The sequence below is a fragment of the Acidocella sp. KAb 2-4 genome (assembly GCF_020567705.1).
Lineage (GTDB): Bacteria > Pseudomonadota > Alphaproteobacteria > Acetobacterales > Acetobacteraceae > Acidocella.
This window is the reverse complement of the sequence record NZ_JAJDJU010000013.1, coordinates 34679-49962: the sequence shown is the minus strand read 5'-3', so window position 1 is coordinate 49962 and position 15284 is coordinate 34679. Positions and strand designations below refer to the sequence as shown.

The 15284-nt window shown below is 67.3% G+C and carries 17 protein-coding genes; 12 read left to right on the top strand and 5 right to left on the bottom strand.

The genetic code is table 11. The annotated features are described in order from the left end of the window. Positions 1–20: 20 nt before the first annotated feature. Together LI953_RS10000 and LI953_RS09995 are read right to left on the bottom strand one after the other, a co-directional pair. The gene (locus LI953_RS10000) at positions 21–1091 is read right to left on the bottom strand and encodes a nitronate monooxygenase (RefSeq protein ID WP_227075933.1); all 1071 of its coding nucleotides are present in this window, start codon (positions 1089–1091) and stop codon (positions 21–23) included. Next, positions 1088–1750, bottom strand: coding sequence for a tyrosine-protein phosphatase (locus LI953_RS09995; RefSeq protein WP_227075969.1), 663 nt, complete (start codon positions 1748–1750; stop codon positions 1088–1090). Before LI953_RS09995 ends, LI953_RS10000 begins: the two co-directional genes overlap by 4 nt. A 64-nt stretch (positions 1751–1814) precedes the next feature. Here LI953_RS09995 and LI953_RS09990 point away from each other — a divergent pair, with 64 nt between their 5' ends. Together LI953_RS09990 and LI953_RS09985 are read left to right on the top strand one after the other, a co-directional pair. Next, positions 1815–3554 (top strand): ABC transporter ATP-binding protein, encoded by a 1740-nt coding sequence (locus LI953_RS09990; protein ID WP_227075932.1) that lies wholly within the window; start codon positions 1815–1817, stop codon positions 3552–3554. A gap of 4 nt (positions 3555–3558) precedes the next feature. Continuing rightward, positions 3559–4671: an MFS transporter gene (locus tag LI953_RS09985; protein WP_227075931.1), complete on the top strand. Its 1113-nt coding sequence runs from the start codon at positions 3559–3561 to the stop codon at positions 4669–4671. A gap of 6 nt (positions 4672–4677) precedes the next feature. Here LI953_RS09985 and LI953_RS09980 read toward each other — a convergent pair whose 3' ends face one another. Both LI953_RS09980 and purD read right to left on the bottom strand, forming a co-directional pair. Then, complete coding sequence (locus tag LI953_RS09980; protein ID WP_227075930.1) at positions 4678–5367, bottom strand: DUF1796 family putative cysteine peptidase; 690 nt, start codon at positions 5365–5367, stop codon at positions 4678–4680. 37 nt (positions 5368–5404) lie between these two features. Beyond that, positions 5405–6670, bottom strand: a complete 1266-nt coding sequence (purD, locus tag LI953_RS09975) for a phosphoribosylamine--glycine ligase (protein WP_227075929.1) — start codon at positions 6668–6670, stop codon at positions 5405–5407. A gap of 48 nt (positions 6671–6718) precedes the next feature. Here purD and xseA point away from each other — a divergent pair, with 48 nt between their 5' ends. Both xseA and LI953_RS09965 read left to right on the top strand, forming a co-directional pair. Beyond that, positions 6719–8197, top strand: coding sequence for an exodeoxyribonuclease VII large subunit (gene xseA, locus LI953_RS09970; protein ID WP_370635784.1), 1479 nt, complete (start codon positions 6719–6721; stop codon positions 8195–8197). Positions 8198–8209: 12 nt separating this feature from the next. Then, positions 8210–8458 carry an Lrp/AsnC ligand binding domain-containing protein gene (locus LI953_RS09965; RefSeq protein ID WP_227075928.1) on the top strand — a complete coding sequence of 83 codons (249 nt, stop codon included), beginning with the start codon at positions 8210–8212 and terminating at the stop codon, positions 8456–8458. Here the strand turns inward: LI953_RS09965 and LI953_RS09960 are convergent. Beyond that, on the bottom strand, positions 8455–9015 hold the full coding sequence (locus LI953_RS09960; RefSeq protein WP_227075927.1) for an HNH endonuclease: 561 nt from the start codon (positions 9013–9015) through the stop codon (positions 8455–8457). The two genes, LI953_RS09965 and LI953_RS09960, sit on opposite strands and share 4 nt — an antisense overlap. A 201-nt stretch (positions 9016–9216) precedes the next feature. On the opposite strand from LI953_RS09960, the gene gluQRS reads away from it, so the two are divergent. The 8 genes from gluQRS (at position 9217) to LI953_RS09920 (ending at position 15278) form a co-directional block, all read left to right on the top strand. Next, on the top strand, positions 9217–10026 hold the full coding sequence (gene gluQRS, locus LI953_RS09955) for a tRNA glutamyl-Q(34) synthetase GluQRS (protein WP_227075926.1): 810 nt from the start codon (positions 9217–9219) through the stop codon (positions 10024–10026). Next, the gene (locus LI953_RS09950) at positions 10023–10970 is read left to right on the top strand and encodes a CPBP family intramembrane glutamic endopeptidase (protein ID WP_227075925.1); all 948 of its coding nucleotides are present in this window, start codon (positions 10023–10025) and stop codon (positions 10968–10970) included. Before gluQRS ends, LI953_RS09950 begins: the two co-directional genes overlap by 4 nt. 76 nt (positions 10971–11046) lie before the next feature. Then, positions 11047–11283 carry a twin-arginine translocase TatA/TatE family subunit gene (locus LI953_RS09945; RefSeq protein WP_227075924.1) on the top strand — a complete coding sequence of 79 codons (237 nt, stop codon included), beginning with the start codon at positions 11047–11049 and terminating at the stop codon, positions 11281–11283. Between the two features lie 3 nt (positions 11284–11286). Next, on the top strand, positions 11287–11880 hold the full coding sequence (locus LI953_RS09940) for a methylthioribulose 1-phosphate dehydratase (RefSeq protein ID WP_227075923.1): 594 nt from the start codon (positions 11287–11289) through the stop codon (positions 11878–11880). After that, positions 11877–12416: an acireductone dioxygenase gene (locus LI953_RS09935; protein ID WP_227075922.1), complete on the top strand. Its 540-nt coding sequence runs from the start codon at positions 11877–11879 to the stop codon at positions 12414–12416. Before LI953_RS09940 ends, LI953_RS09935 begins: the two co-directional genes overlap by 4 nt. Next, the gene (gene mtnC, locus LI953_RS09930) at positions 12413–13069 is read left to right on the top strand and encodes an acireductone synthase (RefSeq protein WP_227075921.1); all 657 of its coding nucleotides are present in this window, start codon (positions 12413–12415) and stop codon (positions 13067–13069) included. Before LI953_RS09935 ends, mtnC begins: the two co-directional genes overlap by 4 nt. Continuing rightward, the gene (gene lnt / locus LI953_RS09925) at positions 13062–14567 is read left to right on the top strand and encodes an apolipoprotein N-acyltransferase (RefSeq protein WP_227075920.1); all 1506 of its coding nucleotides are present in this window, start codon (positions 13062–13064) and stop codon (positions 14565–14567) included. Before mtnC ends, lnt begins: the two co-directional genes overlap by 8 nt. A 231-nt stretch (positions 14568–14798) precedes the next feature. Continuing rightward, positions 14799–15278, top strand: a complete 480-nt coding sequence (locus tag LI953_RS09920; protein WP_227075919.1) for a helix-turn-helix domain-containing protein — start codon at positions 14799–14801, stop codon at positions 15276–15278. Positions 15279–15284: the final 6 nt, after the last annotated feature.

Genomic DNA, 15284 nt, shown 5'->3' with positions numbered 1-15284 from the left:
CCGCAAAAACTTTGGTCCGTTTATCCCAGCAGGTTGCGGGCGGCGTCCCACCATCCGGTGGCGATCTCACCTGCCGGGCGGGCTGGCGCCAGCCGCGCCGCCTGCCCCGCCCAGGCCTGTAGGCGCGTGATGTCGTTGCCGCGCACCGCCGCCTCGCGCATCTTCTGCGTCAACCCGCGCTGCACCGGATGCGGCGCTGGTTCCGGCGCGCCCGGCGCGGCGGCGGCACGGACATAGTCATTCGCCAGCCCGCGCCCGGTCCGGCCCGAAAAGGCGCGGGTGAGCATGGTGTCCTCAGGCTGGGCCGAGGCCAGGGCATCGGCCCAGGCGGGTGCGATGCCGGACTCCACGGCGCGCAGAAACCCGGTGCCCACCTGCACCGCCGAGGCGCCCAGCAGCAGCGCCGCGGCGATGGTGCGGGCATCCGCGATGCCGCCCGCCGCGATCACCGGCAGGTCCACGGCGTCGCACAGCGCCGGCACCAGGGCGAACAGCCCCACCGCCGCGCGCTCGGCATCCTGCGCCGCGAAAGCGCCGCGATGCCCACCCGCCTCGGCCCCCTGGGCGATCAGCGCGTCAGCCCCGGCGGCGGCGGCGGCACGGCCCTCGGCCACGGTGGTCACCGTCGCCAGCCAGAGAATACCCGCCGCCTTCAGCCGGGCCATGTAATCGGGCGGGAACACGCCCATCATCGAGGAGACCGCGACCGGGCGGGCGGCGAGTACGGCCTCGCATTGCGCGGCGAAATCGGGCGGGGTGAAATCGCCCGCCTCGGGCGGCACCTCCGGCCCCCATTGGCCGAGAAAAGCGCGCATCCGCGCCTCGGCCTCGGCATCGCGCCGCGGCGGCGGGTCGGGCACCCAGAGATTGATCTGGAACCCGCCAGGGCTGGCCGCGCGGAACTGCGCCGCCCAATCGGCAATGGTCGGAGGCGGCATCTGCAACGCGCCGCACGCCCCCAGCCCGCCCGCATTGGCCACGGCGGCGGAGAGCGCGGGCGGACAGGCCCCGGCCATCGGCGCGAGCAGCACCGGCAGGCGCAGGCCGAGGCGCTCGCAGAACCGCTCCGCCCGGCGCAGCGCCGCGCTCACTCGCGCCTCAACAGCTTGGCGTTGATGAATTCGGCCACTTTACCCTCCTTGAACGCGTTGCGCAGCGCGGCCTCGTCGTAATCCTCCCGCACCCAGTCGAGAAACGGCTTCCTGCCCTCGCCCGTGCGGCGGTAGAGCTCGAAGAAGGCGTCGAGAATGCCGGTCTTGGATTGTTTGATGTGCCCGAAGCGCAGCGAGAGCTGCTTCATCGCCTGCGCCACCGTGCCGCCGTTGATGAGCACGAACAGCCCGGCGGCCAGCCCCGCGCGGTCGGCGCCAGATTTGCAGTGGATCAGCGCCGGGGCGCGCATCTGGCGCAGGATCTCGGCGTAACGCAGAATCCGCTCCTTATGCGGCGCGCCACGGGATTCGAAGGCCATGTCGTGGAATTCAAGCCCCAGGCGCCGGGCCATCTCGTGCGAGAGCGCATCCGACCCGCTATGCGTGCGCCCCCGCAGGTTGATGAGCGTTTTCAGCCCGAATTTGCGGGTGAAGGCGGCGAGGTTGCCGGGCGTGGGATGGTTGGAGCGGTACAGCACCCCCGGCTCCACGGCGGCGAAATTCGTCCAGATCAGACGGAAAATGGCGTGGTCGACGAACAAGGCGTCGATCCAAGCGTTTCGCCGGCCGCGCTTGGAGACGAGGTCCCCCTTATAAATGCTGTCCATGCCGCCGGCATAGCGCATTTCTCGGCGGCCCAAAACTGTGCTTAACCACGCGGGCATGACCGACCAAACCTCCACCGCCGCGCTACTGCACCGCCTGTGGCGCGAGCATATCCGCTTCTTCAAGGGCCGCATCGCGCTCATCGTCGTCACCACGCTGATCATGTCCGGCGCCACGGCGCTGTATCCGGCGCTGATCGACTGGGCCTTCACCATGTTCACACACAAGGACCCGCGCATCCTCTACCAGGTGCCGCTGCTGGTGCTGGCCGTGACCGGGGTGAAGGGGGCCTCCATGTATCTGCAAGCCGTGCTGACGCAGGACATGGTGCTGCTCGTCATCCGCCGCCTGCAGAACGGGATGTTCGCGCACCTCACCAACGCCGCGCTGGCGCGGGTGGAGCGCGAGACCCCGGCGCAGCTCGCCGCGCGCTTCACCGCCGACGCCACGATGATCAGCGAGGCGCTGACCCGGTCGGTCAACGCGGTGTCGGACGCGGCGACCGTGGTGGGGCTGATCGGCACGATGATCACCATCGACTGGAAGCTGAGCATCATCGCCGCTCTGCTCTATCCGCTGGCCGGGATACCGATCCAGAAGATCGGCAAGCGCATGCGCCGCGCCTCTGGCGGCATGCAGCAAATGGTCGGCGTGGCCGCCTCCATGCTCAATGAAAGCTTCGCCCAGGCCCGCACCGTGCGCGCCTATGGGCTGGAGGGGCATGAGATCAGCCGTGCCGAGAAAACATTCAACGATTTGTATACGGTACTGATCCGCATGACCCGCGTGCGCGCGCGGCTCGACCCGATGCTGGAGGTGCTGGGCGGGCTGGCGGTGGCGCTGGTCATCGGCTTCGAGGGCTGGCGCAACGCCGTGGGCGATAATGGCATCGGCAATTTCATGGGCTTCATCTCGGCACTGCTGATCGCCTCGCGCCCGCTGCGCGCGCTGGGCACGATGAACTCCGCCGTTCAGACCGGCATGGCCGGGCTGGTGCGGGTGTTCGCCGTGATCGACGAGCCGCCCGCCATCGCCGACGCGCCGGGGGCGCAGCCCCTGCCCGCCGGGCCGGGCGAGGTGGTGTTTGAGCATGTCGCCTTCACCTATCCCGACGGACGGCCGGGGCTGCGTGATCTCTCCTTCACCGCCGCGCCGGGCAAGATGCTGGCGCTGGTCGGCGCCTCGGGGGCGGGCAAATCCACCGCGCTGGCCCTGCTGCCGCGGCTATATACGCCAAGTGCCGGACGCATCCTGATCGATGGCGAGGACATCTCTCATGTCACCCTCGCCAGCCTGCGCGGGGCGATCGCCTATGTCGGGCAAGAGGCACTGCTGTTCGACGACACGATCGGCGCCAATATCCGGCTCGGACGGCCGGACGCGGCTCCGGACGAGGTGTGGGCCGCCGCCGAGGCCGCCGCCTGCGGCTTCGTGAAGGACATGCCGGAGAAGCTCGGCACCCGTGTGGGGGTGAACGGGCAGCGCCTCTCGGGCGGGCAGCGCCAGCGCGTGGCCATCGCCCGCGCCATTCTGCGCAACCCGCGCATCCTGCTGCTCGACGAAGCCACCAGCGCGCTGGACACCGAGAGCGAGGCGCTGGTGCAGGCGGCGCTGGCGCGGCTGCGCCAGGGGCGCACCACCATCGTGGTGGCGCACCGGCTCTCCACCGTGCGCGACGCCGATCTCATCGTGGTGATGGCTGACGGGCAAGTGGCCGAATTCGGCACGCATGAGGAGCTGATCGCGCTGGATGGGGCCTTCGCCCGGCTGGTGAAGGCCCAGGCCCTGGCAGCATAACCCCATGCCCTACCGTCTGCTGCTCGCCACCGCGTCTTCGTTTTTCTCGGCTGGCTCGTTCTGGATGTTCCTGCCGCTGCTCTCCGTGTCGCTGCGCGCCAAGGGGATCAGCGATGGCTGGGTCGGGCTGATCTCCGGCCTGCCCTGGGTGGGGCTGCTCGCGGTGTCGGGCTATGTGCCGCGGCTGATGCACCGGCTCGGGCTACAGCGCATGGTGCTGCTGGGCATGGGGCTGTCAGTGCTGGTGTTCCTGAGCTTCGCCGCCACCAGCGCGGTGGCCGTGTGGGGCGCGCTGTGCCTAATGCTGGGCGTGTCGCTCGGGCTCCGCTGGGCGGGCATGGATACCTGGATCAATGGCAGCGTGCCGGAGCATCTGCGCGGGCGGCTGATCGGGGCTTATGAGCTGGTGCTGAGCGGCTCAATGGCCGCCGGGCCGGGACTGCTGGCGCTGATCGGCCATGCCGGGCCCGAGCCGGTCTTGGCCGCCGCCGGGGTGGTGATGGTCTCAATGCTGCTGCTCGGCTTGGCCGGGCGGGAGCAAAGCGTGATGGATGAGCACCCGGGCAGCGTGAAAGCCGCCACGGTGCTGCGCGGCGAGGTGGCGGCGTTTGTTGGCATCGGGCTGGTGGGGCTGACGGAGGCGAGCAATCTCTCGCTGCTGCCGGTGATGGGGCTGGGGCTTGGCACCGGGCTGCACCGCGCGGCGCTGCTGGTGGTGGCGTGCCAAACCGGGGTGGCGCTGGGCGCGCTACTCTGCGGCGCGCTGGCCGACAAGCTGGACCGGCGTAAGCTGAAACTGGCCACTGCCGGGCTGATGGTGCTGCTGCCCCCGACCCTGCCATTGGCGCTGGCGCATGGGGCGGTGTGGCCGGTGCTGGCGCTGTGGGGGCTGGCGCAGGGCGGGCTGTTCACCGTGGGCATGGTGAAGCTGGGCACGCGCTATTCCGGCGCGGCGCTGGCCAGGGCGATGTCTCTGGCCATGGTGATCTATACGCTGGGTGGAATTTTCGCGCCGCCGGCCATGGGCGGGGTGATGGCGCTGCTGGGGCCGACCGGGCTGGTCTATGGGCTGGCGGTGATCGCGGTGGCGGGGGTGGCGGCGATCGCGGCGGCGTGAGGCCGTTTAGCGGGGTTTATTGATACCGCTGAGAAGCTGTTGCCATTTTCCGTCGTCACCGCTCCAAACGATGGGATCGGGATTGCCCATCCGCACCATCGTGATCTTGTCGTCGGCAAAATCGGGCACCGTGCAATCGAGTGGCTGGATGACCAGCAGATGCAGCGAAATCGCCGGATAGGCTTGCGCGATAACGCTCCATAGCCGCCGCGCGGCGTCGAGGCTGATCGGCGGTAAATGGTCGTAATCCTTCTGCCCACGGACGAACAGGATGGACGCCTGGTGGCGCATCAAATCCTGCCATCTGGCGACGCGGCGGCTGTATTTTTCCCGGATCTCCATGATTTCTCCAGAGAAATTCTCTAGATTTTTGAAGTCGTGCAGGTATTTGATGCCGGTCTCGCGGTCCAGAACATAGTTGTGTTCGTGGACCAAATTTTCAGGGGCAAGAAATCCGTCGAAGCCGGTCTGGATCAGAGTTTGCACGGCGTTCAGCGGCGTCAGCAGCCAGTCGAACGGATAACTCTCGGTCTGATGCAGGATGCGCCGGATCTGATGGGCGACATCACACGCGTAGCCGAGGCTGACGACCTTGTGGAACCGCCTGGGTTGCAGCTTGGCGTACAACCCGGCCGCAAATCTTTTCAGCTTCTGCTCACTCATGTTCTGCCTTTCCGGCGTCGCGGCGGCGCTCACAGCCCTTGCTACCGCCGCGTTAGAATTTATGAAAACCCTATAACGCCCTTCGCCCGATATCGCGGCGGCAGAAGCCGTCTTCCCAGTCGATCGCGTCCACCGCCGCATAGGCGCGGGTGAGCGCCTCGCGCAGGTCGGCGCCCACGGCGTTCACCGCCAATACGCGCCCGCCATTGGCGAGAACGCCCTCCTGCTCGGCCATGGTGCCGGCGTGGAAGATGTGCGCGCCGGGCAGTTTGGCGGCTTCGTCCAGCCCGTAGATTTCACTGCCCGTGGCATAGGCGCCGGGATAGCCCTTGGCGCACATTACCACCGTGGCGGAGCCGCCATGGTTGAACTCCACCTTCGCCTGTTTCAGCGTGCCATTGGTGGCGGCGAGCAGCGCGGGCAGCAGGTCGGATTTCAGCATCGGCAGCACGGTCTCGCATTCCGGGTCGCCGAAGCGGACGTTGAACTCGATCAGCTTCGGCCCATCATGCTCCACCATCAGCCCGGCGAACAGAAAGCCGCGGAAGGGCGTGCCGCGCCGCGCCATCTCTTTCAGCGCCGGGCGGATGATCTGGTTCATGCTGGCCTCGATCACCTCGGGCGTGGCCCAGGGCGGGGCGAAAATCGCGCCCATGCCGCCAGTGTTGGGGCCGGTATCGCCCTCGCCCACGCGCTTATGGTCGGCGGCAGTGCCGAAATACAGCGCGTCCTCGCCATCGCAGAGCGCGAAGACCGAAATCTCCTCACCGACCAGGCATTGCTCGATCACCACCAGCGCTCCGGCGGCGCCGTGCACCTTGTCCTCCATGATGGCGGTGATGGCGTCATGCGCTTCCTCGGGCGTGGCGGCGACGACGACCCCCTTGCCCGCGGCCAGGCCATCGGCCTTGATCACGATGGGCGCGCCCACGGCGTCAATATATTCATGCGCCTCCAGCGCGTGAGTGAAGCTGGCCCAGCGCGCGGTGGGGATGTTGGCGGCCTCGGCGACCTCCTTGGTGAATTTCTTACTGCCCTCAAGCTGCGCGGCAGCGGCCGAGGGGCCGCAGCAGGCGACGCCCGCCTTGGCCAGGGCGTCGGCGATGCCGGCCACCAGCGGGGCTTCGGGGCCAGGCACCACGAGGTCAATCTGGTTGGCCACGGCGAAGGCGACGATGCCCGCGATGTCGGTGGCGCGCAGAGGCACGTTTTCGCCAAGCTGGGCGGTGCCGGGGTTGCCGGGGGCGATGTAGAGCTTGTTCAGCATCGGGCTCTTGGCGATCGCCCAGGCCAAGGCGTGCTCGCGCCCGCCGGAACCAATAATCAAAACGCGCATGTGCCGCCCCCTTTGTTGTCCGGCCGGGCTGTATCATAGTCTGGCCGTATGAGTGAAATGGGACAGAATACGCCGGAATTTTCGGTCTCCGAACTGGCCGGGGCGGTGAAACGCACGCTGGAGGGCGCGTTTGGGCGCGTGCGGGTGCGCGGCGAGATCACGGAATTCAAGGCCTATGCCTCGGGGCATCAATATTTCGCGCTCAAGGATGAAGGGGCGAAGATCCGCGCCATCATCTGGAAGGGCGTGGCGGCGCGAGTCGGGCTGAAGCCGGAGAACGGGGTGGAGGTGATCGCCACCGGGCGGCTGACCTCCTACCCCGAGCGCTCGGAATACCAGCTCATCGTGGACAAGCTGGAATATGCCGGGGCCGGGGCGCTGCTGGCGCGGATCGAGGCGCTGCGGGTGAAATTGCAGGCGGAGGGGCTGTTTGAGCGCCGCCGCGCCCTGCCGTTGCTGCCACGCGTGGTGGGGGTGGTGACTTCGCCCCAGGGCGCGGTGTTGCAGGATATCAAGACGACCATCGCACGGCGCTTCCCGCGCCCGATCCTGCTCTGGCCGGTGCCGGTGCAGGGCGAGGGCGCGGCCGAGAAGATCGCCGCCGCCATCGCCGGGTTCAACGCCCTGCCGCCGGAGCTGCCGCAGCCTGACGTGCTGATCGTGGCGCGCGGCGGCGGCAGCCTGGAAGACCTGATGGCGTTCAACGACGAGGCGGTGGTGCGCGCCGCGGCGGCGAGCCGGATTCCGCTGATCTCGGCCGTCGGGCATGAGACGGATACGACGCTGATCGACTTCGCCGCCGACCGCCGCGCCCCCACCCCTACCGCCGCCGCCGAGATGGCCGTGCCCGCGCGGGCGGAATTGCTGGCGGACCTCGCGCAAAAGGCGGCGCGGCTGGAAGGGGCGATGGGACGCGGGCTGGACCTCGCCCGCGCGCGGGCCGAGCGCGCCGGGGCCAAGCTGCCCGATCTGCCCGCCATGCTGGGCACCGCCCGCCAGCGGCTGGACGACCGCGGCGACCGGCTGGCGATGGCGCTGCCGAACTTCCTGGCGGCCAAGCGGGCGCGGGTGGAGCGCATGCAACTGCGGCATCCGCGCGATGTGCTGCTGCGGCTGCGGGGCAATGTGCAATTGCTGGAGCGCCGCTTGCGCGACGGCCTGCCCAACCTGCTGCGGCTGGGCCAGAAGCGGCTGGATGCGGCGGGGTATCGCCTCACCCATCCGGGCGCCGAAATCGCGCTGCGGCGCGGCGGCCTGGGCCTGCTGGCGCAGCGGCTGGAGGCCCCCCTGCCCGGCCAGTTGCGCGAGGCGCGGCTGCGGCTGGAGAATGTCGCCGCGCGGCTGGAGGCGGTGAGCTATGAGCGCGTGCTGGCGCGCGGCTTCGCGCTGGTGACAACAGCCAAGGGCGCGGCGGTGACGAGCGCGACGGAAGTAGCGCCGGGAGCGGCGCTGAATCTGCGCTTCGCCGACGGCACTGCGAAGGTGCGCGCCGAGAAGCACAGCCCGCAACTGGATTTGGGATTGTAGGAGGAGTTACCCATGAAAACGCTGATCGTGCAGATCAAATGCCAGCTTGGCGAGGCGTATAACGTCGCCGCCTATATCATCGACAAGGTGATCCCCTGCCATATTTACTCGATCTCGGGGCATTACGATCTACTGGCGATCATCAATCTCGATGACGAGATCGACCCCGGCGTGTTTGTGAACACCCAGCTGCATAAGGTGCCGGGGATCGCGGAGACCAGCACGATGATCGCGTTCAACGCCTTCACGCCGGGAAGTTAACCCTCCAGCTCGGAATCCCAATACAGGAAGTCCCGCCAGCTTTCGTGCAGGTAATTGGGCGGGAAGTGGCGCCCCTTGTCCTGCAGCTCGTAGCTGGTCGGGCGGCGGGGCTCCTGGCGGGGGATCATGCCGCATTCGCGCGGCATCTTGCTGCCCTTGCGCAAATTGCACGGGCCGCAGGCGGTGACCACGTTTTCCCAGCTCGTGCGCCCGCCTTTGGCGCGCGGGATCACATGGTCGAAGGTCAGCTCCTGGGTCGCGCGCTTGCCGCTGCAATATTGGCAGGAGAAGGCATCGCGCAGAAACACGTTGAAGCGGGTGAAAGCCGGGGTGCGGGCCGAGGGGATGAAGTCGCGCAGGGCGATGACGCTGGGCAGGCGCATGGAGAAGGAGGGCGAGCGCACCTCCTGCTCATATTCCGAGAGCACGGATACGCGGTCGAGGAACACCGCTTTCACGGCATCCTGCCAGTTCCAGGTCGATAACGGAAAATACGACAGCGGACGGAAATCCGCATTGAGGACAAGGGCGGGGAAATGGAACCCGCCGTCAGGCATTACTGAACCTGTCCCAGAACGGGACCAAATTTTGGGGAGTAGCCACGAAACGCTCCCACATGTGGTAGTGCCTTCGAGTCATGCGCAATATATGACAAACCCGGCGCGGCGCCGCAAGGCGCGCGTGCGGTTGTAAGACATTTGTCATCTCCCCTGCCCCGCCTCGCCAAGCCCGCGGCGGCGCGTATAGATTAAGCCGGCATGAGCATCGTCAGCCGTTTCGCCCCCAGCCCCACCGGATATCTGCATCTCGGCCATGCCTATTCGGCCTGGATGGCGTGGCGGCGGGCGGATGTGTTCCGGTTGCGGCTGGAGGATATCGACACCACGCGCTGCCGCCCGGAATACGCCGCCGCGATCCTGGAGGATCTGCGCTGGCTGGGGCTGGACTGGGATGGCGAGGTACGGGTGCAGTCGGCACATTTCCCCGACTACGCGGCGGCGCTGGAGCGGCTGCGCGGGCTGCTCTATCCGTGTTTCTGCACCCGCGCCGAGATCGCGCGCGCGCAATCGGCCCCGCACGGGGTAGAGGGCGTGTATCCCGGCACTTGCCGCGCGCTGGCGCCCGAATTCCGCGCCGCGCGCATCGCCGCCGGCGCGCCCTATGCGCTGCGCCTAGATGTGGCGGCGGCGCGGCGATGCGTGGGCGCGTTGCGGTTTTGCGAGGAGGCCACCGGCTGGGTGGAGGCCGAGCCGGAACGCTTGGGCGATGTCGTGCTGGCGCGCAAAGATACGCCGACGAGCTATCATCTCTGCGTGGTGCATGACGACGCGCTGCAAGGCATCACCCATGTGATCCGCGGCGAGGATCTGCGCGAGGCCACGCATATCCATGTGCTGTTGCAGGCGCTGCTCGGCCTGCCCACGCCCATTTACGCGCATCACAAGCTACTCACCGACGCCAGCGGCAAGCGCCTGGCCAAGCGCGACAAGGCCGCGACATTGCGCGAGATGCGCGCTGCCGGTACGACTCCCGAAGCGATCCTGCACCAATTCGAGACCGCGACATGAAACGAGTTTTCGCCGCGCTGGGCTGGCTGATCCTGTTTATCGCGGCGGGGGCGGCGGGGGCTGATCTCGCCGCCACCCATGCCGTGGCGCATCATCCGCTGCCGGAAAAGGCGCTGGCGATGGTTGGCGGCCTGGGGGCGGAAGCCGCCGTAAACCTGTGGGGGCTGGCGCTGTGTTTCGGGCGGCTGCCGGGGGCGCGGGCAAAGGGCCGGGTGGCGCTCGGCTTGGCGCAGGGGCTGTGGGGCATGGCGGGGTTCGCCCTTACCCTGGCGATGGGCGGGGCGCTATTCGTCAATATCCGCGTCGCCGCCGCCTTCCGCATGTTGCTGCTGCATCCGGGCGCGCATCCGCATCTGGCCGACTCGCTGACGCTGACCGGCTCGGTCGTGAGCGGGGAGCTGATGGCCGCGCTGTTTCTCGCCCGGCTGCTGCGCCGCCTGGGCCGTGCCGCAACCGATGCCAGCCCGCAAGGCGTTGCCTGGCGTGCCGCCCCGACCGCGGCCTATGCGCAGGCGGTGTTGCTGGCGCTGGCGCTGGCGGGGGTGGTGGCGGGGCTGTTCCGGCTGGTGCCGCCCGATCTGCACGGACTGCAAGACCTGCCTGCGGCGCGGCTGTTCGAGGGGCCGCCCGCCAGCATGGCGCTGATGCTCGGCGTGGTGCTGCTGCTCGGCCCGGCGCTGGAGGAGATCGCCTTTCGCGGCATCGGCTTCGCCGGGGTGGCGGCGCGGCTGGGGCCGAGGGCGGCCACGATAATCACGACGCTGCTGTTTTTGGCCGCGCACGCGCCGGAAAAACTGCATTACCCGCCGGGGTTCATCGATGTCGGGCTGCTGGCGCTGGCGGCGTGTTACCTGCGCCTGCGCCATGGCTCGATCCGGCCGGGCATTCTGCTGCATGTGCTGTATAATGGCCTCGGCCTCGCCGCCGCGGCGGGGCTACATTAAGCAACAGAATGGGGATTTGGCATCCCCGGGCAATCCGCGTAAACAGAACCGAATTATCTGGGTGGAGAGAGCGACTATGGGTGGATTGAGCATCTGGCATTGGCTGATCGTGCTGGCCGTGGTGCTGCTGCTGTTCGGCACCGGCAAGGTGAGCAACCTGATGGGCGAATTCGGCAAGGGCATCAAATCCTTTAAGCAAAACATCGCGGAGGATGAGAATAAGCCGAAGGATGCCTCGATGGCCGATACCGGCGCGCTGAACGCGCCGCAGCCGGACGCGCAAAACAACAAGACGACCGTCAACCAGGGCTGAACCATGGTCCCGATGGCATTGGCGCAGGCGCTGGCCGAGGCCGGGCGGCGGATGGACTCACGCGGCTGGGTGCCCGGATCGGCCGGGAACCTCTCCGCGCGAATCGATGACGGGCGGATCGCGATCACCCGCAGCGGCGTGCACAAGGGGCGGCTCGACACCGCCGACATCATCGCTGTGGATTACGACGGCCAGGCGCTGGTGGACGGGCAGAAGCCGAGCGCGGAGACGCTGCTGCATTGCCAGCTCTACCGCCTGTTCCCGCCCGTGGGGGCGGTGCTGCACGGGCATTCGGTGGCGGCCACCGTGCTCTCCATGCGCGGTGCAATCAGCTTCGCCAATTACGAGATCCTGAAGGCTTTCGGCTACGCGACCCATGACGTGACGGTGGCGCTGCCGGTCTATGACAACGACCAGGACATTGCGCGGCTGGCGGCGGAGATCGAGCCGCGGCTCAAGGCCGAGCCGCCGATCGGCTATGTCATCGCGGGGCATGGCGTATATGCCTGGGGCACCAGCGTGGAGCATGCCTATTGGCGGCTGGAGGCGCTGGAATTCCTGCTGCAATGCGAGTTGGACCGGAGCAAGCTGAAATGAGCCGCCTGATCGTTTACAAAGACGACGCGCCGGGTGTGGCACTGTTCGACTCGCAAGACCCCGCCGCCGTGGCCACGGCGCTGAAGGAGATCGATGTCGGGTTCGAGCGGTGGGATTCGCCGGTGCATCTGGCCGCCGACGCCCCGGCCGAGGCGATCCTGGACGCCTACCGCCCCTATTTGGATGCGCTGATGGGCGCGACCGGGGCGGGCTCGGCGGATGTGGTAAAGCTCGCCCCCGAGCATCCGCAGGCGGCGGCGCTGCGCGAGAAATTCCTGGCCGAGCATACGCATAGCGAGCCGGAAATCCGCTTCTTTGTGGCTGGCTCCGGGCATTTCGTGCTGCACGCCCATGGCAAGGTGTACGACGCCTTCTGTGAGCAGGGCGACCTGATCCACGTCCCCGCCGGGATCAAGCATTGGTTTGATGCCGGGGTGCGCCCCGATTTCACCGCGCTGCGCGTGTTCACCGACACTTCGGGCTGGGTGGCGCATTTCACCGGCGACGATATTTCCAGCCGCTTCCCCACCGCATGAAACCCGCCGCGATTCTCACCGATATCGAGGGTACCACCACCCCGATCGCCTTTGTGCACAGGGTGCTGTTTCCGTATGCGCGGGCGCGTATGGCGGCATTCGTCGCCTCGGGCCATGCGGCACTGGCCGAAGTGCCGGAGCCGAAACTGGAGACGCTGCTCGGCTGGATGGACCGCGACGAGAAGATCACGGCGCTGAAGACCATCCAGGGCATCATCTGGGAAGAAGGCTACCGCACCGGCGAGATCACCGCCGAACTGTATGACGACGTGCCCCCCGCCCTGCGCCGCTGGGCGCGCGCTGGGCTGCGCCTGTTCGTGTATTCCTCAGGCTCGGTGCCGGCGCAGAAGCTGCTGTTCGGCCACACCAAGGCGGGCGACCTGACCGGGCTGTTCCAGGCTTATTTCGACACCCGCGTGGGGCCAAAGCGCGAGGCCGCCAGCTATGCCGCCATCGCGCGCGGGGTGAATGTGCCGCCGGAGGAACTGCTCTTCCTCTCCGACATGGAAGCCGAGCTGGACGCCGCCCGCGCCGCCGGGCTGCAAACCTGCCAGCTCGTACGCGCCGAGGACGGCACCGCCGCCAGCGCGCGCCATGCAACGGCGGCGGATTTTGATGAATTGGCAAGGAAGTTTGGATTGCCGCATGGCTAGAAAACCGCGTGAGATGATCCGGGCGCTGCACGCCCGGCTGCAAAGAGCCCCGCTGATGCGGGCTTTTTTATGGGGGCTGGCGGCGGCGCTGGCCCTGCCGCCGGTGTATTTCCTGCCCGCGCTGCTGCTCTCGCTGCCCGCCTTCTTGCGCCTGCTCGCGGCGGAGACGAGCCTCAAGCGCACGATCTATTTGGCTTGGTGCTACGGCTTCGGTATGGCCATCGCCGGGCTGTATTGGGTAACCGAGCCGATCCTGACCGAAGCGCAGACGTTCTGGTGGCTGGTGCCCTTTGCCGCCCCGGCGCTCTCGGCGGCGGTGGCGTGTTACACCATCATCCCCGCCCTGGCCGCACGCTGGGTCAGGCCCGGCTTCGGGCGGCTGCTGGTGTTCGCCGGGGCGTGGGAGCTGGCCAATATCGCGCAGCAATTCTGGTTCTCGGGCTTTCCCTGGAATTACTGGGGCACGGATTGGACGATTCCGGGCCGCCTCGGCGATGTCTTCCTGCAACCCGCCGCCTGGGTGAGCGTGCATGGCCTTACCCTGGCCACGGTGATCCTGGCCGGGCTGCCGCTGTTTGGGCGGCGCGGGCTGGCGGCGCTGGTTGTGGCGGTGGCGCTCTGGGCGGGGGCCGGATGGATGCGGCTGCAAACCCAGGTGGCGCCCACGGGGCTGAACATCGCCATGCTGCAACCCGGTTTTCCCGAGCCGCCGGATTATTCGCGCCCGGCCCTGGAGGCGAATTGGCGGCGCCTGCTGGCGATGAGCAATGCCGCGGTCCAGGCCGGTGCCAATGCCGTGATCTGGCCCGAGGCGGCCAGCCCCTGGCTGCTGGCCTCCGATGTGAACGCGCGCCAGCAGCTTGCCGACATCACGGGCACCACGCCAGTGCTGGCGGGCTCACTGCGGGTGGTGAGCAAGACAGATTTTCGCAACTCACTGGTCGCGCTGGCCGGGCCTGTGCCGCCGCTGGCGGTGTATGATAAATGGAAGCTGGTGCCGTTTGGCGAGTACATGCCGAAATGGATCCCGATCAAGATCATCCCCGACATGCTGGGCGGCGGCTTTACCCCCGGCCCCGGCCCGGAGACGATCAGCATCGACGGCCTGCCGCCCTTCGCCCCGCTGATCTGTTATGAAGACGTGTTCCCCGGCCAGATGATCGACGAGGCGCACCGGCCCGGTTGGATCGTGGTGATCACCGATGACGCCTGGTTCGGCGACTCGGCGGGTCCGCGCCAGCACTTCATCAACGCCCGGCTGCGCGCGGTGGAGGAAGGCCTGCCGCTCGCCCGTGCCGGCAATAACGGCATCAGCGCGATGTTCAACCCGTTCGGCCATCTGGTGGCCGAATTGCCGCTGGATGCGCAGGGCGTGCTCGTCGCGCCGCTACCAGGCGCGCTGCCGCCCACGCTTTTTGCTAGGCTTGGGCTGATTTTGCCTGCTATACTGGGAGTTGTGGTGATTATTGCTGGAATATTAATTTCCCGTAGGGTCTAATGTAATATTTTCGATATCCATGGAAGATTGTCTATTTAATAAGCCAATCTGTAATTTTTTGCGGTTTGATATTGCATTGTCCTACGGTAATTTGTCATACCTACAACAGATATGAGGTATAGTGCCTCATTGGGACGATGAGTTCTTCTGGTTGCAACTTCCAAGCCGCCGCGACCAGACGGGCAGGTTAACGTGGTGCCCCGGCACCGCCAGTTGGAGAAGACGAGTTTTATGGCCGAAGATACCGCCGAGCGCCCGGAACGTGAGAGCCGCCCGAGCCCGATCGACGTTCATGTGGGGTCGCGCATTCGTCTGCGCCGCACCCTGCTCGGGATGTCGCAGGAACGCCTGGGCGACGCGCTGGGCCTGACCTTCCAGCAGGTGCAGAAATACGAGCGCGGGGTGAACCGCGTCGGCGCCTCGCGCCTGTTCGACATCTCCCGCGTGCTGGATGTGCCGATCTCCTATTTCTTCGACGACATGCCGGAAGGCATGTCCGAGGGTCCGGTCTCCGGCCCGCGCGGGCGCATGTACGGCTTCGCCGAACAGCAGGAGCCGTTTAACGCCGGGGTAGATGACCAGCTCACCAAGCGCGAGACGCTGGAACTGGTGCGCGCCTATTACCGCATCCCCGACCCGGCGATGCGCAAGCGCATGTTCGACCTGATGAAGTCGCTGGCGCCGCCGGAAGCTGCCTTCGACGCGGGCTAAATCGAA